Source organism: Planktothrix paucivesiculata PCC 9631 (genome assembly GCF_900009265.2).
In the GTDB taxonomy this organism is placed as follows: Bacteria; Cyanobacteriota; Cyanobacteriia; order Cyanobacteriales; family Microcoleaceae; genus Planktothrix; species Planktothrix paucivesiculata.
Genome location: NZ_LR735009.1, coordinates 196,073 through 220,609, shown reverse-complemented (window position 1 = coordinate 220,609; position 24,537 = coordinate 196,073). Strand labels below are relative to the sequence as shown.

The 24,537-nt window shown below is 39.2% G+C and carries 22 protein-coding genes; 17 read left to right on the top strand and 5 right to left on the bottom strand.

Translation table 11 applies throughout. From position 1 onward, the window contains the following. Positions 1–56 precede the first annotated feature (56 nt). From PL9631_RS09275 to PL9631_RS09240, 8 genes are all read left to right on the top strand, one after another. Positions 57–947: a methylenetetrahydrofolate reductase gene (locus tag PL9631_RS09275; protein WP_083619292.1), complete on the top strand. Its 891-nt coding sequence runs from the start codon at positions 57–59 to the stop codon at positions 945–947. A gap of 115 nt (positions 948–1,062) precedes the next feature. Beyond that, entirely contained in the window at positions 1,063–1,269 is a 207-nt protein-coding gene (locus PL9631_RS09270) for a hypothetical protein (RefSeq protein WP_083619288.1), read from the top strand. Between the two features lie 6 nt (positions 1,270–1,275). Continuing rightward, a complete protein-coding gene (locus PL9631_RS09265) occupies positions 1,276–1,488 on the top strand; it encodes a hypothetical protein (RefSeq protein ID WP_027249775.1) in 213 nt (70 codons plus the stop codon). Continuing rightward, positions 1,485–1,766, top strand: a complete 282-nt coding sequence (locus tag PL9631_RS09260; RefSeq protein WP_027249776.1) for a type II toxin-antitoxin system RelE/ParE family toxin — start codon at positions 1,485–1,487, stop codon at positions 1,764–1,766. The genes PL9631_RS09265 and PL9631_RS09260 overlap by 4 nt, the downstream gene beginning before the upstream one ends. A gap of 401 nt (positions 1,767–2,167) precedes the next feature. Then, entirely contained in the window at positions 2,168–4,612 is a 2,445-nt protein-coding gene (locus PL9631_RS09255) for a tetratricopeptide repeat protein (protein WP_083619285.1), read from the top strand. Between the two features lie 39 nt (positions 4,613–4,651). Further along, complete coding sequence (locus PL9631_RS09250; protein ID WP_083616174.1) at positions 4,652–5,743, top strand: ISAs1 family transposase; 1,092 nt, start codon at positions 4,652–4,654, stop codon at positions 5,741–5,743. 435 nt (positions 5,744–6,178) lie between these two features. Further along, positions 6,179–6,982, top strand: coding sequence for a TPM domain-containing protein (locus tag PL9631_RS09245; RefSeq protein ID WP_083619281.1), 804 nt, complete (start codon positions 6,179–6,181; stop codon positions 6,980–6,982). A 163-nt stretch (positions 6,983–7,145) separates the two neighbouring features. Next, positions 7,146–7,772 carry a precorrin-8X methylmutase gene (locus PL9631_RS09240; protein ID WP_083619277.1) on the top strand — a complete coding sequence of 209 codons (627 nt, stop codon included), beginning with the start codon at positions 7,146–7,148 and terminating at the stop codon, positions 7,770–7,772. 400 nt (positions 7,773–8,172) lie between these two features. Here PL9631_RS09240 and PL9631_RS09235 read toward each other — a convergent pair whose 3' ends face one another. Together PL9631_RS09235 and dapB are read right to left on the bottom strand one after the other, a co-directional pair. Beyond that, positions 8,173–8,916 (bottom strand): phosphate ABC transporter permease, encoded by a 744-nt coding sequence (locus tag PL9631_RS09235; protein WP_083619274.1) that lies wholly within the window; start codon positions 8,914–8,916, stop codon positions 8,173–8,175. Positions 8,917–9,154: 238 nt separating this feature from the next. Further along, positions 9,155–9,982 (bottom strand): 4-hydroxy-tetrahydrodipicolinate reductase, encoded by an 828-nt coding sequence (gene dapB / locus PL9631_RS09230; protein ID WP_083619271.1) that lies wholly within the window; start codon positions 9,980–9,982, stop codon positions 9,155–9,157. Between the two features lie 119 nt (positions 9,983–10,101). Between dapB and PL9631_RS09225 the strand changes: the two genes are divergently transcribed. Next, complete coding sequence (locus PL9631_RS09225) at positions 10,102–12,675, top strand: EAL domain-containing protein (RefSeq protein ID WP_083619267.1); 2,574 nt, start codon at positions 10,102–10,104, stop codon at positions 12,673–12,675. Further along, positions 12,650–13,420: a DUF938 domain-containing protein gene (locus tag PL9631_RS09220; protein ID WP_456238468.1), complete on the top strand. Its 771-nt coding sequence runs from the start codon at positions 12,650–12,652 to the stop codon at positions 13,418–13,420. The genes PL9631_RS09225 and PL9631_RS09220 overlap by 26 nt, the downstream gene beginning before the upstream one ends. A 17-nt stretch (positions 13,421–13,437) precedes the next feature. Here PL9631_RS09220 and PL9631_RS09215 read toward each other — a convergent pair whose 3' ends face one another. Then, positions 13,438–14,505: a helix-turn-helix domain-containing protein gene (locus PL9631_RS09215; protein WP_083619264.1), complete on the bottom strand. Its 1,068-nt coding sequence runs from the start codon at positions 14,503–14,505 to the stop codon at positions 13,438–13,440. Between the two features lie 170 nt (positions 14,506–14,675). On the opposite strand from PL9631_RS09215, the gene bchI reads away from it, so the two are divergent. From bchI to PL9631_RS09180, 7 genes are all read left to right on the top strand, one after another. After that, positions 14,676–15,767: a magnesium chelatase ATPase subunit I gene (gene bchI / locus PL9631_RS09210; RefSeq protein ID WP_083619261.1), complete on the top strand. Its 1,092-nt coding sequence runs from the start codon at positions 14,676–14,678 to the stop codon at positions 15,765–15,767. 54 nt (positions 15,768–15,821) lie between these two features. After that, the gene (ruvC, locus tag PL9631_RS09205; protein WP_083619258.1) at positions 15,822–16,343 is read left to right on the top strand and encodes a crossover junction endodeoxyribonuclease RuvC; all 522 of its coding nucleotides are present in this window, start codon (positions 15,822–15,824) and stop codon (positions 16,341–16,343) included. 17 nt (positions 16,344–16,360) lie between these two features. Beyond that, on the top strand, positions 16,361–16,735 hold the full coding sequence (locus PL9631_RS09200) for a hypothetical protein (RefSeq protein ID WP_079680716.1): 375 nt from the start codon (positions 16,361–16,363) through the stop codon (positions 16,733–16,735). Positions 16,736–16,821: 86 nt separating this feature from the next. Next, complete coding sequence (locus PL9631_RS09195; RefSeq protein ID WP_083619255.1) at positions 16,822–18,081, top strand: aspartate aminotransferase family protein; 1,260 nt, start codon at positions 16,822–16,824, stop codon at positions 18,079–18,081. Positions 18,082–18,428: 347 nt separating this feature from the next. Beyond that, the gene (locus PL9631_RS09190) at positions 18,429–20,531 is read left to right on the top strand and encodes an adenylate/guanylate cyclase domain-containing protein (protein ID WP_197046305.1); all 2,103 of its coding nucleotides are present in this window, start codon (positions 18,429–18,431) and stop codon (positions 20,529–20,531) included. Between the two features lie 114 nt (positions 20,532–20,645). Then, on the top strand, positions 20,646–22,103 hold the full coding sequence (locus PL9631_RS09185) for a mechanosensitive ion channel family protein (protein ID WP_083619249.1): 1,458 nt from the start codon (positions 20,646–20,648) through the stop codon (positions 22,101–22,103). Positions 22,104–22,252: 149 nt separating this feature from the next. After that, entirely contained in the window at positions 22,253–22,900 is a 648-nt protein-coding gene (locus PL9631_RS09180; RefSeq protein ID WP_083619246.1) for a Uma2 family endonuclease, read from the top strand. Positions 22,901–22,914: 14 nt separating this feature from the next. On the opposite strand, the gene PL9631_RS09175 is transcribed toward PL9631_RS09180, so the two are convergent. Then, positions 22,915–23,412, bottom strand: a complete 498-nt coding sequence (locus tag PL9631_RS09175; RefSeq protein WP_083619243.1) for a hypothetical protein — start codon at positions 23,410–23,412, stop codon at positions 22,915–22,917. A gap of 17 nt (positions 23,413–23,429) precedes the next feature. Beyond that, positions 23,430–24,521, bottom strand: coding sequence for a CAAD domain-containing protein (locus PL9631_RS26065; protein WP_197046304.1), 1,092 nt, complete (start codon positions 24,519–24,521; stop codon positions 23,430–23,432). Positions 24,522–24,537 lie beyond the last annotated feature (16 nt).

Genomic DNA, 24,537 nt, shown 5'->3' with positions numbered 1-24,537 from the left:
AACCGGGCTACAAATTCTAAACATTAACCTTTGAAAAACCACCTTAAACTTTAAGAATGAATCGTTTCCGCACTGCTTGTCAAACTTTAGATGAATTTATTGTAACGGCGGAAGTCGCCCCCCCCAAAGGCGCAGACCCTAGCCACATGATTGAAATGGTCAGACTCCTCAAAGGTCGAGTCCATGCGGTTAATATTACCGATGGGAGTCGGGCTGTTTTAGGAATGAGTTCCCTGGCCGCTTCAATTATTTTATTGCATCATGGGGTAGAACCGATTTATCAATTGGCTTGTCGCGATCGCAATCGCATTGGTTTACAAGCGGATTTATTAGGAGCCCAGGCGTTAGGAATTAGAAATGTTTTAGCCTTAACTGGTGATCCGGTAAAAGCTGGAGATCATCCCGATGCTAAGGCGGTTTTTGATTTAGAATCTGTGCGATTATTACAAGCAATTGATAAACTGAATCAAGGTAAAGATTGGAATAATAAAACCCTACCCGATGGCGCCACGGATTTATTTCCGGGGGCGGCTGTTGATCCCCAATCTTCCAGTTGGTCAGGGTTAAAAAGTCGATTTGAACGTAAAATAGAAGCGGGGGCGCAGTTTTTTCAAAGTCAATTAATTACTGATTTTGATCGATTCGATCAATTTATGACTGAAATTGCTGATAGTAGTAAAAAGCCGATTTTAGCTGGAATATTTTTATTGAAATCTGCTAAAAATGCTCGATTTATTAATAAATATGTTCCTGGGGTTTGTATTCCTGATGCAATTATTGATCGTTTAGAACAGTCTAAACACCCCCTAGAAGAAGGTATTTTAATCGCATCGGAACAGGTTAAAATAGCGAGAGAACTCTGTCATGGGGTACATATTATGGCGGTTAAACGGGAAGATTTAATTCCTAAAATTTTGGATTTAGCAGGAATTAAACCTTTGTTTTAATATCTAAGGTGAGAGCGAACACATCTAACAACTTGATGGTTTTGGGTTTCATAAACATCGAGTCAGCTTTGTTTGGTTAAAATAGCAGTTATTCTCATTGCTAAGGAAAAAAACGATGAAAGGGATTCAATTTGTTGTGAATGAGGCGGGGGAAAAGCAGGCGGTATTAATTGATTTAGCAGAGTGGGGTGAGTTGTGGGAAGATTTCTATGATGTGTTGGTAGCTCATGCGCGTCAGGATGAGGAGGAGGTGTCTTGGGAGGAATTAAAACAGCAAATTGAGTTAGTTAGAGGAACTCTAAGTCAAAATACAATCAATTAACCTATTATGCAAAAAGCCAATTTTAATCAAGTTTTAGAAATGGCAGAATCTCTGTCTGAGTTAGAGCAAGATTTTTTAATTGAAATTCTCCAAAAACGATTAGGAGAAAAAAGGAGAAAGGAAATTGCCGCCAGTATTGCCGAGGCTCATGCAGAATATAAGCAGGGAAAAACGCAAAAAGTTACGGTAGATGAGTTAATGGCGGATTTAGATGAATGAATTTAATTACTTCATCGGCTTTTAAACGCGCTCTTAAAGCTACAGTTAAGAAGAATCCTCAGTTGAAAGCAAGGATTGCAGAAAGATTAAAATTGTTAGAAAGGGAACCTTTTAATCCTATCTTGAGAACACATAAATTAAAAGGAGATTTAGCGGGGGCTTGGTCTTGTATTGTAGATTATGATTGTCGCATTGTGTTTAATTTTGTGAGCAATGAAGACACAGGAGAAGAAGATATTTTACTGATTAATATTGGAACTCATGACGAAGTTTATTAAGGATATCACAGCCTAAACTCCAAGAAACCGGGTTTCTGCAACAATCTTTGTATCCTAACCCAGATTTAAGGAAGAAACCTGGTTTCTGAACTCCCTGTTGAGCTAGACTAGAAACCGGGTTTCTGCAATAATCTTTGTATTCTAACCCAGATTTAAGGAAGAAACCCGGTTTCTGAACTCCCTGTTGAGCTAGACTAGAAACCGGGTTTCTACAACAATCTTTTTATCCTCACCCAGATTTAAGGAAGAAACCCGATTTCTGAACTCCCTGTTGAGGTATAATTTAACCAGACTTGCATTAGGGAGTTAGGGTTATGACTAATAGTTCCCAGGACACGCCGAATAAACGGCCTAATCGTTTTTAAAATAATCTCTATCTCCTCTATTTCCCACCCCTAACCATGAACGAACAACGCCTCAACGCCTATCTAACTTTAATTAACAATCTTCTCGCCTGTCCCAGTGGCGAAGAATCGCAAATATTACAGGACAATCAAGAATTACTGGATCAAGATTTCCTACAGGTTTTATTAGCAATATCCCAACAATTGCAGGAAGACGGAAGACAACAAGATGCGGAATTTTTAATCAATTTAGCAGAACAATTATCGACTTTGCTAGGTAAAACGAATTCCCCTGAAGATTATTCAAACTTTTTAATGGAAGTTTTGCAAGCCGTTTCAGAAAGTGGAGGTAATCCTCAAATTGTTTATCCCCTACTTGCCAAAAATCTCGATAAACTTGATGAAAATTTAGCCGATATTTTAACGAAGTGGGCAATTGCTAAATTTAAAGAATTTCCCGTAGAAAAAGCTACCTATATTGCCGCAGATATTGTCAATTTTGGTGATTTAATCCAACAGTTTCCCCTGGGAAGTCGAAAGAACAATTTAGAAATTAGTATCGCAGCCTACCAAGCCACTTTAGAAATTTATACCCGTGAAGCATTTCCGAAACAATGGGCAACCATTCAAAATAATTTGGCTATTGCCTATTGGAATCGAATAAAAGGGGAAAAAGCCGATAATATTGAATCGGCGATCATAGCTTACCAATCGGCTTTAGAAATTAGAACCTATCAAGCTTTTCCTCAAAAATGGGCAGACATTCAAAATAATCTGGCTGGTGCTTATAATGATCGAATAAAAGGGAAAAAAGCCGATAATATTGAACAAGCGATCAAAGCCTGCCAAGCTGCATTAGAAATTAGAACCCGTGAAGCTTTTCCTCAACAATGGGCAATGACTCAAAGTAACTTGGCTGTTGCCTATAAGAATCGAATAAAAGGGGAAAAAGCTGATAATATAGAACAGGCGATCGCAGCCTACCAAGTGGCTTTAGAAATTAGAACCCGTGAAGCTTTTCCTGAAGAATGGGCAGAAACTCAAAATAATCTGGCTGGTGCTTATAAGGATCGAATCAAAGGGGAAAAAGCCGATAATATTGAACAGGCGATCGCAGCTTACCAAGCTGCTTTAGAAATTAGAACCCGTGAAGCTTTTCCTCAAAAATGGGCAGACACTCAAAATAATCTGGCTTTTGCTTATTATAAAAGAATAAAAGGGGAAAAAGCCGATAATATTGAACGGGCGATCGCAGCTTACCAATCGGCTTTAAAAATTAGAACCCGTGAAGCTTTTCCTGAAGATTGGGCAGCCACCCAAAATAATCTGGCTCTTGCCTATTCGGATCGAATAAAAGGGGAAAAAGCGGATGATATTGAATGGGCGATCGCAGCTTACCAAGATGCTTTAAAAATTTATACCCGTGAAGCTTTTCCTCAACAATGGGCAATGACTCAAAATAATCTGGCTATTGCCTATAAGAATCGAATCAAAGGGGAAAAAGCCGAGAATATTGAACAGGCGATCGCAGCCTACCAAGCCGCTTTAGAAATTTATACCCGTGCAGCTTTCCCTGAAGATTGGGCAATGACTCAAAATAATCTGGCTGGTGCCTATTATGGTAGAATCAAAGGGGAAAAAGCCGATAATATGGAATCGGCGATCGCAGCATCTCAAGCCACTTTAGAAATTTATACCCGTGCAGCATTTCCTTACAATTATCTAGGAACATCATTTAATTTAGGACTGGCTTATCAAAAATCTCAACAATGGCAATTAGCTTATGATACTTTTTATAATGCCATTGAAACCGTCGAAGAAATACGGGCGGGAATTGTTAAAGGGGGAGATGCGGATAAACAGAAATTAGCCGAAGAATGGCAAGATCTTTATCAACGAATGGTGGAAGTTTGCATCGAACTGAAAAACTATACCGCCGCCATAGAATATGTTGAACGCAGCAAAACCCGTAACCTCGTTGAACTGTTGGCAACCCGTGACCTTTACCCCAAAGGGGATATCCCCCAAACCGTCCTCGATGAACTCGACCGTCTGCGTCGAAACATCGAAACCGAACAACGCCGCCTGGAAATCGAAGAACGCACCCGCAACCGCTTTGGGGACGGGACAACCGGAGAACGTAGCCCCAATATCGCAGCCCTGCAAACCCCACCCCCAGACCGTAGCCGTCTCAACGAACTGCGGCAACAACTCGACGACCTCATTACCCGTGATATTACGCCCATTGACGGTGATTTCCGCCTCACCCAAAAGGTTCAACCCATCCCCTTTAGCGATATTCAAGCGTTGACGGGGGACAATACCGCCATTTTGGAATGGTATATTTTAAGCGATCGGTTTGTGGTATTTATTGTTACTCCACCTCCCCTAACCCCTGCTTATCAAAGGGGGGAACCGGAAACTTCAGAACCCCCTTTTTTAAGCAGGGTGTTTTCATTGTCGGGGGTAAAAAAGAAAATAAAAGTGATCTTTTTTTGGTAAAATCAAAGAAAGATCACTTTTATTTGATTTTAAAAAACTATGTTAAACAGTATAATCGAACAACTGAAGTTAGTCAAGGATTTTCGGAAAAATCGTGGTAAAAGACATGAATTATGGGTAGTGTTGACTATCATTGTTTTAGCACTGCTAACTGGCAATGTTACTTATAAGCAAATAGATAATTTTAGAAAAAATGAAGAAAATAAGCTAATTAAATTATTAGAAACTAACACTAAAAAATTGCCGTCTTATAGTACCATAAGACGAGTAATGCTCGGAATAAATTCAATAGAAATTCAGTTGGTTTTTCAGTCAATAGTCCAGGAATATTATTGGCAACAAGAAGGCGTTGATTGGATTGCGATCGATGGAAAATCTTTAAAAAACACCCTGACTAACTATGAAAATCAGAAACAAAATATGTTAATTATGGTATCTTGGTTTAGTCAAGAAACAAAGTTAGTAATTAAATCGGAAAGTTTTGAAAGTAAACAAAGTTCTGAAAACGCTAAAGTTCTGTCTATGATAGAAAAATGCGGGTTATTAAATAAAGTATTTACCCTCGATGCTCTCCATTGTAGTAAGGAAACAACTCAGGCAATAATTGAGAGCAAAAATAATTATTTAATTACGGTAAAAGGGAATCAAATTAAATTGCACAATCGGATCAAGATTTTAGCAGAAATCGAAAAACCTTTAACGGTATATGAAGAAAAAGATGTCAGTCATGGGCGAAATATTAGCAGAAAAGTATCAGTATTTGATAGCCAAAATGTCAACCATAAAAATTATCCTCATCTTCAAAGTTTTATTCAGGTAGAAAGAACGGGTTTTCGGGGTGATCAAGAATATAATGAGACTTTATATTATATTAGTAGTCAGAAATTAAGTGCGAAAACATTTGCAGAAAAAATTAAAGCACATTGGTTAATTGAAAATCAAGTACATTGGGTCAAAGATGTGAATTTTAATGAAGATAAATCAAGAATAAAAGGCATAGACGTAGCCGGAAAATTCTCGTTATTAGTAACATTAATTTTGAATATATACAGAAGTTTGGGTTTTAGCTCAATAAAAGAGGGACAGTCATGGTTGGGAAATAATTGGGAAAAGATTTTAGCGATCGCCTGAATTAATTAAGTTTTTAAAACTATTTTTCTAAAAAAACATTCAAAATATTTAATAATAAATAGTCATAAAGTCTTATTAATCAAGACAATGGCTATCTTTTGCTGTTAATAAATATGAAAATTGTTCATTCTTAATATTTCCCACTTATCTGATGAAAATTAGAGAGAATTTGATCGGAAAAATTGATAATTTTTTTTGAAGATAGCGATCGCATTTGGGAAAATGAAAACCCCCTGCTTTTTAAGGGGGATTTAGGGGGATCTAATCTCAGCTATAATCAGGGTTTTTTAGCTGAAGTTGACACCAATGGGCGCGCCCAATGAGTGCCAATTCTGTGATAAAGTTAAAAATTGTAAAGAAAATGAGAGTCTGATTATCTCTCGGTTAACAAAAAACCAATATTGCTCACAATTATAGACACTTATAGGATCTACCATGCAACAGAATTGGCTAAACAGATTGCTTCTCTCTATTGCTATATTAGCTATAACCCTCTCCACCTGGGCAATTACCCCGGTTGCTTATGCGTTTAATAATCCAGATTTACTTCCTGAAATTCAAACCCCTGTCATTGACCTGGCGGGAATTTTTACCGATGTCCAAGAAAATATCTTAGCCAAGGATATAGAAAACTTTGAAACCGAAACGGGTTGGAAAGTTAGGGTATTAACTCAATTTGACCAAACCCCCGGTCGCGCGGTTAAGGAGTATTGGGGACTGGATGATAAAAGCGTTTTAGTCGTAGCTGATGAACGGGGGGGTAATATCCTCAACTTTAGCGTCGGTCGTCAGGTTTACCCGTTTCTGTCTCGGACATTCTGGGTGGAGTTACAAACTCGCTTCGGAAATCAATATTTTGTTAGAGACAATGGGGAAGACCAATCAATTATTCAATCTATTGATACTATTCAAGGCTGTTTAATTCAAGGAGGTTGTCGGGTAGTTCCGGGGCTTCCTCCAGAACAATGGATTTTAACCCTAATTACTTCTGCTATCGGTGGGATTATTTGCGGTGTGGCGAGTATTCCCCGCAAGTCTGGACAATTGATTTCCTGGCAGTGGGCGTTAATTTTCTCGCCGCTATGGGGAATTTTATTTATTGCCTTCGGAATTGGCCCGGTGATCTCCCGTACCCAAGAATGGCTTCCCCTTGTCCGCAATATTTCAGGGTTTTTAATTGGTTTCTTGGTAGCCTATCTGACTCCGTTATTAAATCAGTCCTTCTCCCAGGAAGGTTGAGCAGAGTAAGGAAAGTCGGTGGGAGTTAATAGAGTCTGACCGATTTTCCCTCACTTTTTTGGCAATCACGGCAACAACCTGATACACTGGGTGAGTTGTAATCTGGTTGCCCTAAGTAAACTTTACTTAAGCCCAGAACTTCAGTAATAATCGGCGAGTCACAATGGAATGGCATATTACCGATGCCCAGAGTTTAGGAATTATTGACGATGAAATTGGCGATCATGTCCTTTCGCCAGCCGAATATGAAATTGTGCGTCGAGTGGTTTATGCGACGGCGGATTTTGAATATAAAAGTTTAGTGCGGTTTTCTGACCAAGCTTTACAAGGCGGGGCGGCGGCTTTAGCAGCCCGGACAACGATTGTGGTGGATGTGCCTATGGTACAGGTGGGGATTACTCCTCGAATTCTTTCCACGTTTGCTAATCCGGTTTATTGTTCCATGGAGGCGGTAACTCGACCGCAACGGGAAAAAACTCGCTCGGCTTGGGGGATTGAGACGTTAGCAAGGCGCTATCCCGAGGCGATTTTTGTGATTGGTCAGGAACAAACGGCCCTTTCTGGGATAGTCGATTTAATTGAGGCGGAGGAAATCAAGCCCGCTTTGGTGATTGCCACCCCTTCGGGTTTTGTTGGGGCTGATGTGGCTAAGTCTCGTTTGAATGATTCGATGGTTCCCCATATTCGGATTGATGGACGCAAGGGCAGTGCGGTAGTGGCCGTGGCTTTGGTGGATGCTTTGGTTGATCTGGCTTGGCAAGCCTATGGTCGAGAAGGGAATGGGAATTAATCAATTTATTTAACCACAAAGGGGTTGAAAATACTAAGTTATTAGTTAGCCCTTATCATATTTTGGTCTTTTTGTCAAGGGGTGTGCGGAAAGGGTGGAATTTAGAAAGTTGATGATCGGGTTTTATTCGGGGTTGTTTTTGGGGAGTTTGGTTGATTTTTAGAGTTTTTATAGGGTTTGGGGCTTCTGATTTGGGGTATTGTTATAAGGTATGCAATCTTAGTCTATTTACTAAAACTCTAACATTCGCTGAAAGTATTGTCAAGTCGTGAGCTTAATAGAAATTTTTCTCATTAGCAGAGCTTTTATTAAGAATTGTGAAATGGGGCTAATTTTAAATTTTAAAATTGTTCGATTGTAGGTATTAGATTATTTAATCTATTGGGGAGAAATTGTCCGGTTAGGGTTGGTCATCATCATAAACCTGATCATAACCGTTTGCGGGTTGATAACGTTCAATGGCAGAAGTTTGGGGAGAAGGAGGTGCTTTTTTGGGACGACGGGACTGGAAACGATGGCTAATTTCCTTGAAAATATCTCGACGGACGTAGGGATAGTCACTAATCCAAAGATTTTGACTAGGAATATAGATATCGGAAACTTCATTAATTTCGCTTAAATCATCTAAATAAGACATCACAATCATTTGGGCAACTTGACCCCGACGTAAGCGTTTATGGTTGCGATTTAGGGGAGCTTGAATTAAGGTACTAAACCCGGTAGCATCTCCGACTTCTACATTAATTCTTCTTTCCAAGTTTTCAATAATAATTAGTTCTCCGCGCTTGTTCACAGATTCCTGTTGTTCTGTGACCGCTTCACTAATATAGAAATCCAGAATTTTTCCCTGTAAAAATCCCGCATAGGGATATTTTCGATATTTAATATTCCGCCAACTGGCTTCCCAAACGGGCATCCATAACCAATATAAAGAGGAGATAATTCCAGCGATTAATACTAGAATTCTCAGGGTATCTCCTTGTACGGTATATTCCAGAAAAATCCAAACCGCTAAACAAACCGCCGAAACCAATAGACGTTTTAAAAAATCTCTGGGTTTTCCCCAACAATACTTATATTGTTCACCTGTAGCTACAGATGGAATTAATTCTTCAAAGGTTTGACGAGTTATGGGAATAAGCATTTTGTTTAATTACGAATTACGAATTACGAATTACGAATTACAAATGGAGAAAGATATAGAATCTTTAATAAACGAAACTCCCATGGTAAATTAGCATGATATTGATTTTATTAGAACACTGGAAAAATGAATCATTATTCCCTATTCCCCTAAATCAGTTATTATAACATTCAAAAAATCAATCATCATTACCCATTACCCTGTTACTGAGCGAAGTCGAAGTATTACCCATTCCCTACTATAAAATTTTTTCCAATCCATAAACCAAGGTTTTCAAGGCTAAGACTTTGCGAATCGCTAGTAGAACTCCGGGCATATAACAGGAGCGATCGCTAGTATCATGACGTAAGGTATAAACTTGACCTGCCGCCCCAAAAATTACCTCTTGATGGGCAATTAATCCGGGTAAACGGATACTATGAATTCTAATTCCCTCTCCGGCTTCGGCGCCCCTTGCCCCGGTTATTTTTTCGGTTTCTGTTACTAGGGGAGAATTATAGGTTTTCCCTAATTCTGCTAATAATTGCGCCGTTTGAATGGCTGTACCACTGGGAGCATCGGCTTTTTGATTATGATGTAATTCGATAATTTCCACATGATCAAAATAGCGAGAAGCGGCAATAGCGGCTTGTTGTAATAACACCATGCCAATGGAAAAATTAGGAATCAGCAAACACCCCATACTGGCTTTATCCGCAAATTCCGCTAAGTCTTGAATTTGGGCCGGACTTAACCCCGTAGTTCCGACAACTGGACGCACCCCATAGGCGATCGCCGCCCGAATATTGTCGTACACTGAATCAGGATGGGTAAAATCTACCATCACCCCGGGCTGTTTTTCCTGGGCTGCCATCGCCAACATTCCCTCTCGGTCATTGGTAATCGGAACTTCTAGGGGGTCAATTCCCGCCAAAGTTCCCGCATCCTGTTCTTGATAAGCCAGGTTATGATCAATCGCCCCCAACAATGTCATATCGGGAGATGCGGCGACCGCTTTAATCACTTCGCGGCCCATTTTTCCGCCGGCGCCATTAACAATTACAGGAATAGGAAGGGAATTAGTCATAATAAATTCAATAGGTCTCAGTCAAAATTTCCAGTCACAGAAAAGATTTCGCGTAAATTATACCTAGAACGAGCATTTAATTAAAATCATTCCCGGTATTTGCATTTTACCTTAAATTCATGTTTTCTCGAAAGTTGCGTTTTCTCAAAACTTGGTTATCTTTACCGAAGCCCGGAGATCAAGGGAAAGTTTTACCCTCCTTAGTCCGGTTATCCCCGGCTTTATCGACAAGTTTAATAGTTACGGTGTTTGTGGTCGGATGTCAAAAATTAGGCTGGTTAGAACCGTTAGAATTAAGAATGTTTGATGCGTTGGTCTGTTTACGGTCTATTCCTGAACCTGATCCTAACTTATTAATTGTTGCTATTACTGAAGATGATATCCAATCTCAAAAACAATGGCCTTTGACCGATCAAGTTTTGGCGGAGGTTTTTTCTAAACTTCAACAACATCAACCCCGGGTAATTGGCTTGGATTTGTACCGAGATTTACCCCTAGAACCGGGTGGTGCTGAACTATCACAGCAGTTAAAAGCAGATAATGTTATTGTAATTACCAAAATCGGAAATCCTAAAAATCCCAGTGTGTCACCTCCCCCGGGAATTTCTCCCGAAAACATTGGATTTAATGATTTAGTATTAGACCCGGATGGGGTGGTGCGTCGCCAGTTATTATTTGCCAGTAGCCAGGATAAGCAAACGGTTTTTGCTTTTTCTTTACAACTAGCATTAATTTACTTAAAAGCCCAGGGAATTGAACCTAAAAATAATAGCCAATATCCTCAATATATGGAACTGGGAAAAACTATATTTTTCCCCTTAAAATCTGGAGATGGAGGCTATGGTAATATTGATGATCGAGGATACCAAATTTTACTCAATTATCGCACTCCAGAAATTGCTAGAATTGTCAGTATCGGAGAGGTTTTATCAAATCAAGTTAATCCCGATTGGATCAAAAATAAAATCGTTTTAATTGGGACAACCGCCCCGAGTATTCCCGATGTTTTCTTAACCCCCTATAGTATTAAAGCCGGGGATGATTTTAAAATGCCTGGGGTACTAATTCATGCTCAAATGGTAAGCCAGATTATTAATTCTACCCTAAGTTATCAATCTCCCAATCTATTATCTACTTCAGATTTATTTAGGTTTATGCCTGAATATTTAGAACTATTCTGGATAGGGATTTGGGCAATAGCCGGGGGGATATTAATGTGGAAAATTTCCCATCCTCTGAATCAGGGGGGAGCTTTAGCAATCGGAATTGTGAGTTTATTGGGAACGAGCTACGGGCTATTTTTATTAAATATTTGGGTTCCTATTATTGCTCCTATTTTTTCCTTATTTTTGTCAGGAACAGGGGTGATTGCTTATAAACAAATTCATAATTCTTTGCATGATACCTTGACCGGATTACCTAACCGGATTTTATTTTTAGACCGAGTGGGATGGGCAATTACAAATACAAAGAATGAGCAATCTCAATGTGCAGTTGTGTTTTTAAATATTGATCGATTTAAGCGAATTAATGATAGTTTAGGATATGCAGCGGGAAATCAATTATTAATTGAGATTGTCCAGAGAATTAAATATTGTTTGAGAAATAAAGATATTATTGCTAGGTTGGGTGGGGATGAATTTGCGATTTTAATTGAACATTTAAAGTCCCCTGAAAATGCCATTTTTGTCGCTAATCGCATTGAAAATACTCTCCTTTCTCCTTTTAACTTGAATAATCATGATATTTTTATGACTTTAAGTATGGGAATTGCTTTCAGTCAAACCGCCGAAGGAAAGGCAGATTATTTATTAAGAAATGCCCATACTGCCATGTATCGCGCCCGAAGTTTAGGAAAGGGAATGATACAGGTTTTTGAACAGACCATGCACGTTAATTGCATTGAGCAATTAGAATTAGAAACCTCTTTAAGATTAGCCCTAGAACGTCAAGAATTTGTGTTATATTATCAACCGGTGATTGAATTGAAATCCGGTAAAATTTCTGGGTTTGAAGCCTTAATTCGTTGGCAACATCCCCAGGAAGGATTAGTTACTCCAGAACGATTTATTGCCACAGCAAAAGATACAGGATTGATTGTCCCCATGGGTAAATGGGCAATTCAAGAAGCCTGTAATCAATTGAAAATTTGGCAACAACAATTTCATTGGCAACCCGAATTGATTTTAGGAGTTAATTTATCCGCTAGACAGTTTTTTCAAATTGATTTAGTCGAACAAATTCAAGAGATTATTCACACTTCAGGAATTAACCCAACTGGGTTGAGATTGGAAATTACAGAAAGTGTGATTATGGATGATTTGAATGCTACTATTAATTTGTTAAATCGGTTAAAAGCCTTGGGGTTAAGATTAAGTATTGATGATTTTGGTACGGGGTTTTCTTCCTTGAGTTATTTACCTAGATTTCCCATTGATACGCTGAAAATTGATCGGTCTTTTGTCGGACAAATAGAAGCAGATGAAGCGGGAGAAAACTTAGCCATTGTCCGCACCATTATTCGGTTAGCTCATGCTTTAAATAAAGAGGTGATTGCTGAAGGGGTAGAAACAGCCTATCAACTGACACAATTACGGTCTTTAGGATGTGGATATGCCCAAGGTTATTTCTTTCTTAAACCTGTTCCTCCAGATATTGTAACAGCTTTTGTTGAATCTAATCCTCAATGGTAAAATCAGTCATCAGTCATCAGTTATCAGTTTATTACCCATTACCCTGTTACTGAGCGAAGTCGAAGTATTACCCATTACCCATTACCCATTACCCATTAATAAAATGAACGATGCTCGACAATATGCCCCGGCGACAGAACGAAATCAACAACCAATTTTAGAGGTCTTAAAACGGGTACTTCCAGCCACAGGAACAGTTTTAGAAATAGCCAGTGGTACAGGACAACACGCGGTATTTTTTGCTCCAGAGTTGCAACCGAGAAAATGGTTGCCATCGGAAGTTAATCCGATTTTGCAAGCCAGTATTTTAGCTTGGGAAACCTATTTTCCTTCAGATAATTTATTTCCTCCTTTAGAATTAGATGTACAAAAATCTATTTGGTTAGTCGAAAATCCCGATTTAAAATTGCCCTTTTGCTTACAGGAATTTCCGATTACTGCGATTGTTAATATTAATATGATTCATATTTCCCCCTGGTCAGCTTGCCTCAAATTAATGGCAGGTGCTAATCGAATTTTACCCCCAGGAGGAATTTTATATTTATACGGCCCCTATAAACAAAATGGTAAACACACCACACCTAGTAATCAAGATTTTGATACTTCTTTGCGGTTATCTAACCCAGAATGGGGAGTCAGGGATTTAGAAGCGGTGAGCAAAATTGCAACATTAGAAAATCTGCAATTAGTGGAAGTTGTCACCATGCCAGCTAATAATTTATCCTTGATTTTTAAGAAAATATAGGATAAAATAAATTAGGGTTAACAAGTTGCAACCTCTATCATTTCTGGCGGAGAAAAATCCGAGCTAATCTGAATATCATGGGTTTTTGATTGTCTCCCGGGCACAGGATTTGTTGGTTCTGGATGGCGAGATTGAGGAACTTGTTGTTCTAATAAATTCTGAATATCGGGAGGGAGAGTCACATCAGGAACACTTTGTTGAGATAACCAAGCAACTCCTCCCATAGAACTTGCTAGAATAGCCGCATAACCCAAATATAAATGGGCTGAATTGAGGTAAAATTCTGAATCAATATCAACCTTAGAATTAAACTTTCCTACGGGTTGATTAAATTCCAAACAAGGAAAAGATGATGCCATTTTTCCCCCTTCTAATCCCAAGGCATTCGCCACCCGATAAATAAACCCGCGAATATAAATATCTTCCGGTAAAGTCTCAAGTTTTCCCTGTTCTAAAGCCTCTAAATGATGCAGAGGCACTAAAGTAAAATAGTGCATTTGCTGTAATGTAAGACTATAGGATTCTCTAGCTTTACGCAGTTCTACCCCAATTTCTTGTAAATAGATCTTTTGTTTTTCCTGAATTTGATGGTTAATTTCTGCTTGATTCTGAGGTTTAGTTTTAGTTTTAGGAATATTATCTAATTCAGAAACACTCGGAGTTTTTTCTGGAGATTCTACCGTTAAATCCGGTGCTTGATATCCCGCAACTAACCCCAGGGGAGAAACGACAACAGTTTGAATTTCTGTAGGAGTAGAACTATCGGGATCATGCGAGGGAATAGCAGTTACGGAAATAGAATGATTAGCAGCAGAAGACAGGGTAGAAATAATCGCTGTTTCTTGTCTGGCCATTTGTTTTAAAGACAATTGAATGGCTTCTCGTCCCACGGCTTTAATCACAATTTCAGCTTTACTAGCCGCCTGTCCTAACATTTTTTGTAAACTTTTTAGAGCAATATTATAGACTTCACTACAATATAATTCCGTTTCAATTTGACGCACTAGGGAGCGTAAACCTTCAGGAGAGACCTCTGCTGTTGTCGGTGCTGTCACACCAAAACCATTGACCGGATTTAGTTCCATAATTGATACCCCGCCTCAATACCACCTATCTAAGTTCCTTTCTTCTATGGTTTGGTTGTGATTCCGGATGCGGAGGTTGTGAAAAAATCTTTTGGCTCAAAATGTTTCAGCATTTTTTAACTGAATATGTAAAAATAAATTACGTTAATATTGGAAATTGAGAGTAAACTGTGAGTTCAACTGTCGTCACGCCAAAAGATACACAAACAACGGTCAACCTGTCTCGTCGTCCTGTTTTTCCCTTCACCGCAATTGTCGGCCAGGAAGAAATGAAACTGGCTTTAATTTTAAATACTATCGATCCTAAAATCGGTGGTGTGATGATTATGGGCGATCGCGGCACAGGAAAATCCACCACCATCCGGGCCCTCGCTGACCTGCTTCCCGAAATTGAAGTGATCGCCGATGACCCCTTCAATAGCCATCCCACCGATGCGGAATTGATGAGTGATAGCGTCCGCGAGCGTCTGAGTCAACATCAGGATATTCCCGTATCTCGGAAAAAAGTCCCGATGGTGGATCTGCCTTTGGGGGCCACGGAAGACCGAGTTTGTGGCACAATTGACATTGAAAAAGCCCTATCTGAAGGGGTGAAAGCCTTTGAGCCCGGACTTCTGGCCAAAGCAAATCGGGGGATTTTGTATGTCGATGAAGTCAACCTCCTGGATGATCACTTAGTTGACGTCTTGTTAGACTCGGCGGCCAGTGGTTGGAATACCGTAGAACGGGAGGGCATTTCCATCCGTCACCCCGCGCGGTTTGTGTTAGTCGGTTCAGGAAACCCCGAAGAAGGGGAGTTACGTCCACAATTATTAGATCGGTTTGGAATGCACGCCGAAATTAGAACCGTAAAAGAGCCGAATTTACGAGTTAAAATTGTTGAAGAAAGAACCTCTTTTGATCAAAATCCTCAAAGCTTTTTAGAAACCCATATTAATGACCAAAACCAATTACAAAATAAACTGGTAGAAGCGCAAAATCTTCTGCCCTCTGTCCAAATTGATTATGATTTACGGGTAAAAATTTCCCAGATTTGTTCAGAATTAGATGTGGATGGTTTACGCGGAGATATTGTTAGTAACCGGGCGGCTAAAGCCTTAACAGCTTTTGAAGGACGCACAGAAGTCACCGTCGATGATATTCAACGGGTGATTACCTTATGTTTGCGTCACCGTTTACGCAAAGATCCCTTAGAAACTATTGATTCTGGTTTCAAAGTTCAAAAGGTTTTCCGTCAAGTCTTTGGTTTACCTGATGCCTAATTAATGCTTGACAAAAATGGTGCGTGGGCTGTTGGCTGACGCACCTTAAATTTTATGAAAAAAATAATTTTAGGTTTTGATCCGGGTTTAGCAATATTAGGATTTGGGGCAATTGAATGTCAAATTAATGATAAAACTCAAGAGCAAGAAGCGGTTTCTTTAATTGATTTTGGAGTGATTAAAACCCCTGCTAAAACTGAATTAGGCAAGCGTTTATGTATTATTTATGAGGATTTAAACCAGTTATTAACCCAGATAAAACCGGATTTAGCTATTGTGGAAAAACTCTTTTTTTATCGCATGGCAAATACTATTGCCGTTGCTCAAGCCAAAGGAGTGTTATTATTAGTCTTGGCTCAACACCAAATTCCGTTAATTGAGTTTACTCCCGGTCAAATTAAAAAGGCTTTGACGGGACATGGCAATGCGGATAAATATCAAGTTCAAGAAGCGGTGGCTCGGGAATTGAATTTAACAGAAATTCCTAGACCTGATGATGCTGCGGACGCTTTGGCGGTGGCATTAACAGCTTGGTTTGATCCTGATATAATTTTCCAATACGAATTAATTCACTGAAGTATAACGGATTATTTATGATTATTCTCACATCTCAGGAAATTGCTCAATTTCGCTCACAATTAGCTGAATATTCCGTTGCTTTAGAAGCCTTAGATAGAATTGAAAATTGTGAAGGAGATCTCGAAGATGCGGCCATTGAAATGGCAATTTATGTGGGTCAGTCACCCGATACTTCTGAAAATTGGTTAGATGGTTTAGCCAAACGATATCGGGTTAGTTTGTGTAATAAAGACCTGCGGGAAGAATTAATTCAGGGTAATATTACAGCAATGGTAGAATCTCTAATTGCTGAAAATCAATGTCCAGCCCTATTAATTACTCCGGTTGTCATTTATGCGGTGAAATCGGGAATTGATCAATTTTGTCAACCTTTAGAATATAAATTATAAGGATTTGGTGACAAAACAAACCCCGGAAACGAAGATTTTACCCTAAAATTTAGAAATCAAACACAAACCGAATTTAGGAGTAATTTATGAGTCCAGAAACCTTAGTCAAAAAAGAGCCTGTCACCAGCGATTTTAGTATTGATGACTTTAATTCCCATGTCATGAATACCTACGTCCGTTTTCCCATTGCCTTAGAGCGGGGAGAAGGGTGTCGCGTTTGGGATACTAACGGCAAAGAATACCTAGATTTTGTCGCCGGAATTGCTACTTGTACCCTGGGACACGCCCATCCGGTATTAATTGAAGCGGTCACCAAACAAATTAAAACTCTGCACCATGTTTCTAATTTATATTATGTTCCCGTGCAGGGAGAATTAGCCAAATGGTTAACAGATCATTCCTGTGCTGATAAAGCTTTTTTCTGTAATTCTGGAGCGGAAGCAAACGAAGGAGCGATTAAATTAGCTCGCAAATATGCCCACGAAAAATTAAATATTGAAGACCCAGTTATTATCACCGCCCATGCCAGTTTTCATGGTCGAACTTTAGCTACAATTACAGCTACCGGACAACCTAAATATCAAAAAGGTTTTAGTCCGTTAGTACCTGGGTTTGTGTATGTTCCTTATAATGATATTCAGGCTTTAGAATCAACAATTGCTGATGTTGATAAAGACGGGCGACGGGTAGCCGCGATTATGTTAGAAGCGCTGCAAGGAGAAGGAGGTGTCCGTCCTGGGGATATTCAATATTTCCAACGAGTTCGGCAAATTTGCGATGAAAAAGGCATTCTTTTAATCTTAGATGAAGTTCAGGTTGGCGTGGGTCGCAGTGGTAAATTATGGGGTTATGAAAATTTAGGAATTGAGCCCGATATTTTTACCTCGGCGAAGGGTTTGGGCGGTGGTATTCCCATCGGGGCGATGATGTGTAAAGGGTTTTGTGATGTTTTTGAACCTGGAAGTCATGCGTCTACCTTTGGCGGAAATCCTTTTGTTTGTGCGGTGGCGTTGGCAGTTTGTCAAACCTTAGAAACAGAAAATATTCTGGAAAATGTCCAAAAACGGGGAGAACAACTTCGCAGCAAGTTAACAGAAATTGCCCAAAAATATCCTGATTTAATTGCCGAAGTCCGAGGCTGGGGTTTAATTAATGGTTTAGAATTAAAAGAAGATGTGGAATTAACCTCTCCTCAAGTGGTGAAAGTGGCAATGGAAGCGGGGTTATTGTTAGTTCCGGCTGGCCCGAAAGTGTTACGTTTTGTGCCCCCTTTAATTGTGACGGAGGAAGAAGTTAATCAGGCGTTACAAGCGGTTGAAAATGCCTTAAAACAGTTAACAGCTTAATTTTATAAATTCCCTATTCTTCTTTCTTGAAGAGGGAGAAGATAGGGAAAATCAGATAATTTTTGACTCCCTATTTAATAAATTATTGGCTTTTTAATCGGATAGCGATACAGACAAAAAGCATTAATTTTAGTCTCTAACGTAGAAATAGGATCATCTAATTTCTTCTCTAATTGTAGCTTTTGCTGCTGATAATTAAGAAAAAAACAATAATAATAGGTCAGCTTTGATTATGACATATTGTGTTCTGAACTTTTAAGTTATACTCCATTGGGAGGTAAACTCTATCCTGACTTTTTATAATTATGCGATCGCTCACCTCTGTCAGTATCAAATCCAAATTGATCATGATGCTGCTAGCCGTCAGCAGTTGTTCAATTTTAGTAACTGCTTATTTAGGGTATCGGAGTGGAAAATTAAATCTAACACACCGAGTATTTAATCAGTTAACGAGTGTTCGCGCTTCCAAAGCTTACCAAATTGAATCCTACTTTAAAAATATTCGCAATCATACCCAAACCTTGAGCGAAGATCCAGCAATCATCGCGGCGATGCAAGAATTTGCAACGGCTTATCCTCAACTCCAAACTATTAATATTACACAGAGTTTTGACCCCAAATTAATCACTTACTACCGTGACAAATTTCTTCCCCGCCTCACCGAAACTGAAGAAGGTTCACCGATTTTAGAATCCTATCTACCCAAAACAATCGCTTCGCGCTATTTACAATATTATTATATTGCTGATAATCCCCATCCAGTGGGTAAAAAAGAGGCCTTAGATTATGCCAAAGATGGGAGCGAATATAGCAAAATTCATGCTCGCTATCACCCTATTTTTCGCAATATTATTCAGAAGTTTGGTTATTACGATATGTTCCTAATTGATCCCCAAGGAAATATCGTTTATACCGTTTTCAAAGAAACTGACTTTACAACTAATTTGGAAAACGGCCCCTATCAAAATAGTAATCTCGCTGATCTATTTCAGAAGGTAAAAGAAGCACAATCAAAGGACTATGCCACAATCATTGATTTTCAAGCTTATGCTCCTTCCTATGGCGCTCCAGCCGCATTTATCGCGGCTCCTATTTTGAATCAATCTGAGCTAATTGGGGTGTTAGCTTTTCAACTTCCAGTTAATGAAATTAATCATGTAATGACGGGTAATCAGCATTGGGAAAGCGATGGTTTGGGTCAAACCGGAGAAACTTATTTAGTCGGACGAGATACCTTAATGCGTTCCATTTCCAGGTTTTTAGTACAAGATCCAAAAGGCTATGCTAAAGCGTTGAGATCCCTAGGAATGAGTGAGGCAGAAATCAACCGAATCAATCAATATGGTACGTCTATTTTACAACAATATGTGAGAACAGAAGCCGTTGCCGATGCGTTAAATGGTAAGCAAGGAACTCGAACTATTAGAGACTATCGAAACATTCCGGTTTTGAGTTCCTTTGCACCCCTTCGCATTGACGGATTAGACTGGGTGATTTTATCAGAAATAGATATATCAGAAGCTTATGCTCCGATTTATTCCTTTCGGAACCAAATTCTAATTTCAGCGACATTACTAATGTTATTAATAACATTAATAGCCATGGTTTTAGCCAATTTATTTGTGAACCCGATCAATCAATTAATTAAGGGAACCCGCAAAATTTCCGCCGGACAACTTGATGCAATCGTACCTTTAGAAACGGAAGATGAATTTGGAGAATTAGCAAAATCCTTTAATAAAATTGTACGGAGTCTACAGGCTCAAACCTTACTGGTAGAACAAAAAAATCAGGAAAATGAAGAATTATTGTTAAGTCTTTTTCCTACTTCAGTAGCAAAACGGTTTCAACGGGGAAACAAAGATATGGCTGAAGATCTATCAAATGTTGCTGTTTTGTTCTCCGATTTAACCGGATTTTCTAAACTATCTAGCTCCTTAAGTGCTAATGAATCCGTCGCTATTTTAAATGATTTATTCACCGCATTTGATGAAGTTGCTGAACGGTATGGGATGGAAAAAATTAAAACAATTGGAGATAGTTATCTAGCCGTTTGTGGGCTTTCAATTCCTTATCTTGATCACGATAAACGCGCCATTGATGTTGCCTTAGAAATTTTGATTATTGTGCGTCGATTTAGTCATGAACGGGGATTATCCTTGAATATTTCAATTGGTATTAACGCTGGGGATATTATTGCGGGAATTGTAGGTCGAAATCGCTGTATTTTTGATGTTTGGGGTGATACGATCAACCTGGCTACAGCCCTGAAAAATGCCTGTCCACCCGGCAGAATTTTAGTATCTCAGACCGTTTATCGTCGGCTTCAGGATCTTTATCAGTTTGAGCCAATATCGGAGAAAGAAGTTAATGGTAAACCTAAATTGAATGGGTGGTTATTGAAAAGTAAACACTCACCGATTGAAGTTGAGAGCTTGGGAATTTTATGAATAAGTTTATAGGCATTTTAAACCGAATCTTGAAAGCTGAAAGCTAGACGGTGAAGTCTTTTCCTCCGGTGTTCCCAGTTAAGCTGTTCCCTGTTCCCTGTTCCCTGCTATACAATGAACCCTACAATTATTCAAAGTAATTTATTTATTTGGTCAATCACCCTTGCGGTTGGATTTCCTTTTTTGATTATCGTTCTGGGGGAAATTATCCATCGATTAAAAAAACGGGGTAAACCTCTAGCAACAACCTTACAGGTGGTGCGAAATTTGGTTTTACCTGTCCTTGTGTTCTTGCTGTTTATGCAGTATGTTCTCAAACTTGATCATAATAGCAATTTAATCAGAACAGTGCAAACTTTGTTGTGGATTTTCGTGATTCATGCTGCACTTTCTCTACTGAATGTTATCTTATTTGAACAAGCAGAAGCTGATACTTGGCGAGCTAGATTTCCTAAACTTCTGATTGATCTTTCTCGACTATTTTTGATTTTGGTAGGAACGGCGATCGCATTGTCAAGTGTTTGGAATGCAGATCTGGCAGGTTTAGCAACGGCATTGGGGGTTAGTTCCATCGTCATTGCTTTAGCACTTCAAGATACATTGGGCAGTATTATGTCAGGAATTGCACTGCTATTTGAGCGTCCATTTACCGTTGGAGATTGGTTAAAAGTAGGAGATACGGTCGGACAAGTTATTGATATTAATTGGCGTGCAGTGCGCCTACAAACCTTTGATCGGGAAATGATTGTAATTCCCCATAAAGTGATTGGTGGAGAAACCATTCATAATTTTAGCCAACCCTTACGGCTTCATGGAGAACGGATTCAAATTGGGTTTTCCTATAATGATCCACCGAATTTAGCCAAACAAGTTTTAAAAAGCACAGCCCTTTCAACTCAGGGAATTTTAAGCGAACCCGAACCGGAGATTTTTACCCTTTCTTATGATGATTCTAGTGTAACTTATGAGGTAAAATTTTTTATTGAAAACTATAGCGAATTGGAGAAAATTCGGGATCGGTTTATGACTCGAATTTGGTATGCAGCCCAACGCAATAATTTAAAAATTCCCTTTCCAATTCGCACTTTATATCATACTCGTGGCTCGAATTCTCGATTAGAAGATCCTTCCAAAAAATTTGCTGAAACCCTACAATCAATTCCGGTATTTGTGCCTCTCAAAAAAGAACAAACTAACCTAGATAACCTGTCTCAAGGGGTTATGCTTCATCACTTTGGTACAGGAGAAAAAGTAATTCAGCAAGGCTATCCAGGTAACGATCTCTATATTATTATTTCAGGAAAAGCCCTTTTAACAACCCCGGATGCGTGGGGAACTGAATGCGAAGTATTGTCACTGAAAGCAGGAGAATTTTTTGGGGAAATGGCTCTTTTTTCTGGTGAACCTAGTACAGTTTCTGTAACTGCTATTGAAGATCTCGAAGTGATGATCTTTTCTTCGATTGTTGTTAATCAAATGATTGAACGGCAACCGAGTTTTGCTCGTGAGATTGGTCAAATTTTAGAAGTTCGCAGAAAGGCAATTCAGGCAGTAAAACAGTCCAGTGTTTAATTGAATGGAGGCTAAATTCTATCCATCATCCTTAGCAGACCCGCGCTCAAAATGGTGTTGATGACACAGATGCTCACTCCCCTTACAATTTCTGCCCTTGCCCCATAATTGATTTGAGGTTATACTAAATTGATCGAGGTAAACCTACTATGACTACAGCGACTTTAACCATACCTGAACAACGCACGGTTTTAAATCAAGTCAGTTGGCAAACATTTATTAATTTATTAAACGATTTAGGAAATAATCGCCTGATTCGTTTATATTATGATCAGGGAGTATTAGAAATTATGACTCCATTAGGAGAACATGAAAATAATAATCGGTTTATTGATGATTTAATTCGGGCTATAGCAGATGAATTAAACCTAAATTTAAAAAAAATGGGTTCTTTAACCTTAAAACGAGAAGAATTATTAAAAGGTGCAGAACCGGATTCTTGTTATTATTTGAATAATGAACCCTTAGTTAGACATAAACAGAATATTGATTTGGAATCAGACCCACCTCCTGATTTAGTATTGGAAATTGATATAACTAGCAGTTCCTTAGATAAACAAGCGATTTATGCTGCTTTTGAAATTCCTGAACTATGGCGTTATACGGGTCAGAAATTAGAGGTTTTTGTTTTAGATAAAACCACTCAATCCTATCAAAAATCAACTCAAAGTTTACATTTTCCCTGGCTGCCTTTAGAAATTATTCCCCAATATATTCGTCAAGGTTTGCGGGACGGAGAAACTGCCACCTTAAAAGATTTTAGACGTTGGGTTCGTGAACAACATCATAGTGAGTAATAATGAAAATCCTATTATGGTTTATCCGTAATTGAAATCAGATAGGGGTGATAAGCATTGGGTTTATAAGACCCTACCCAAATTTCATATTTTCCCGATAACCATTGACCTTCAATACTAGGATTCATGTCTTTAGCATCATCACTACACCAACTTCCCCCCGGCCCTCGAATCACTAAAACCGTATCTTCGCTACTTTGGACTTGCAGTTTTAAATAATCAAAAAAACTGGTTAAAATTACCGTATGATCCGGTTGTTGATCCACATAACCCTGACAAGTTCCGGTTTGGGTTTCTTGGCGTCCAGCGATATCCTTAGCCAAAGTTGGCCCTCCACTTAATCCCCGAATCAACAGAGGGTTAGGTCTGAATTGAGGACTGAGGCTGATATTTTCAAACATGGGGGTGGATGCGCCGTTAAACGGTTGAGCTTCCACTGAACGAGGCAGCAATAACCCAACCGTCACCATCACAACGCCCAATGCTAAGTTTTTGAGAGTGGCATTAGTCATTGTTACAACTGTTTAGTTTATGATTTTTTACCCAGGATTTCTTCTTTGAGGGTATTAAAATCTGCACTGAGTTCTTTGCGATTATCTGCTTTGAGAAGATAACGATAAATAAACCAAGCTGAGTATCCTAAACCAACGGTTTCAAAGGTAGGTTTGATTAGAGGAATTTCATTGATAATTTCTACTAATCCTACTAAAATTTTGAAGGTAATTAAGAAGGCAACGATTAAACCGACCGTGGTTAAAGGACGTTTGTAATCTTTAAAGAAACTTCCTAAATTTTCGGGGAGTTCAGATAAAAATGCGAGAATTTCTTCTTTCATAGGTTGTACAGATTGGTTAACAGAATCATAGGAGAAAGTCGTTGGAGAATCAATCACCACTTCAACTTTACTGGCACTGATCGGTTCAGCATTGAATAAAATTTCCGTTGCTGAAGTATTCACCCATTTCGGTTGATCTTCAACCAAGGGTTCGGGTGTGGGTTCTTGGGCGATCGCTTCCGGTTCTTCCTCTACCATAGGAGGTTCTTCTGCTACGGTTGGTTCCACAACAATAGGCGGTTCCTCAGCAACAGGTTCTTCCACAACAACAGGTTCCTCAGCTACGGGTTCTTCCACAACAACAGGCGGTTCCTCAACGATCGGTTCCTCAGCTACGGGTGCTTCCACAACAACAGCAGGTTCCTCAACCATGGGTTCCTCAGCAACAGGTTCTTCCACAACAATAGGCGGTTCCTCAGCAACAGGTTCTTCCACAACAACAGCAGGTTCCTCAATCATCGGTTCCTCAGCAACAGGTTCTTCCACAACAATAGGCGGTTCCTCAGCAACAGGTTCTTCCACAACAACAGCAGGTTCCTCAATCATCGGTTCTTCAGCAACAGGTTCTTCCACAACAACAGCAGGTTCCTCAACCATGGGTTCCTCAGCTACGGGTTCTTCCATAACTATAGGAGGTTCTGAAGACGAGGATAGGGAAGTATCAACTTCCGTTTCTTCCTCAGATTCTGAGGTAGGAATTGGATCAACTGTAGGCTTAGGTTTTTTAGATTGGGAAGAATTGCCTTTTGCATCGGATGATTTGCGAGATCTGGGAGAATTTGCCATAATATCTGCCTCGTTA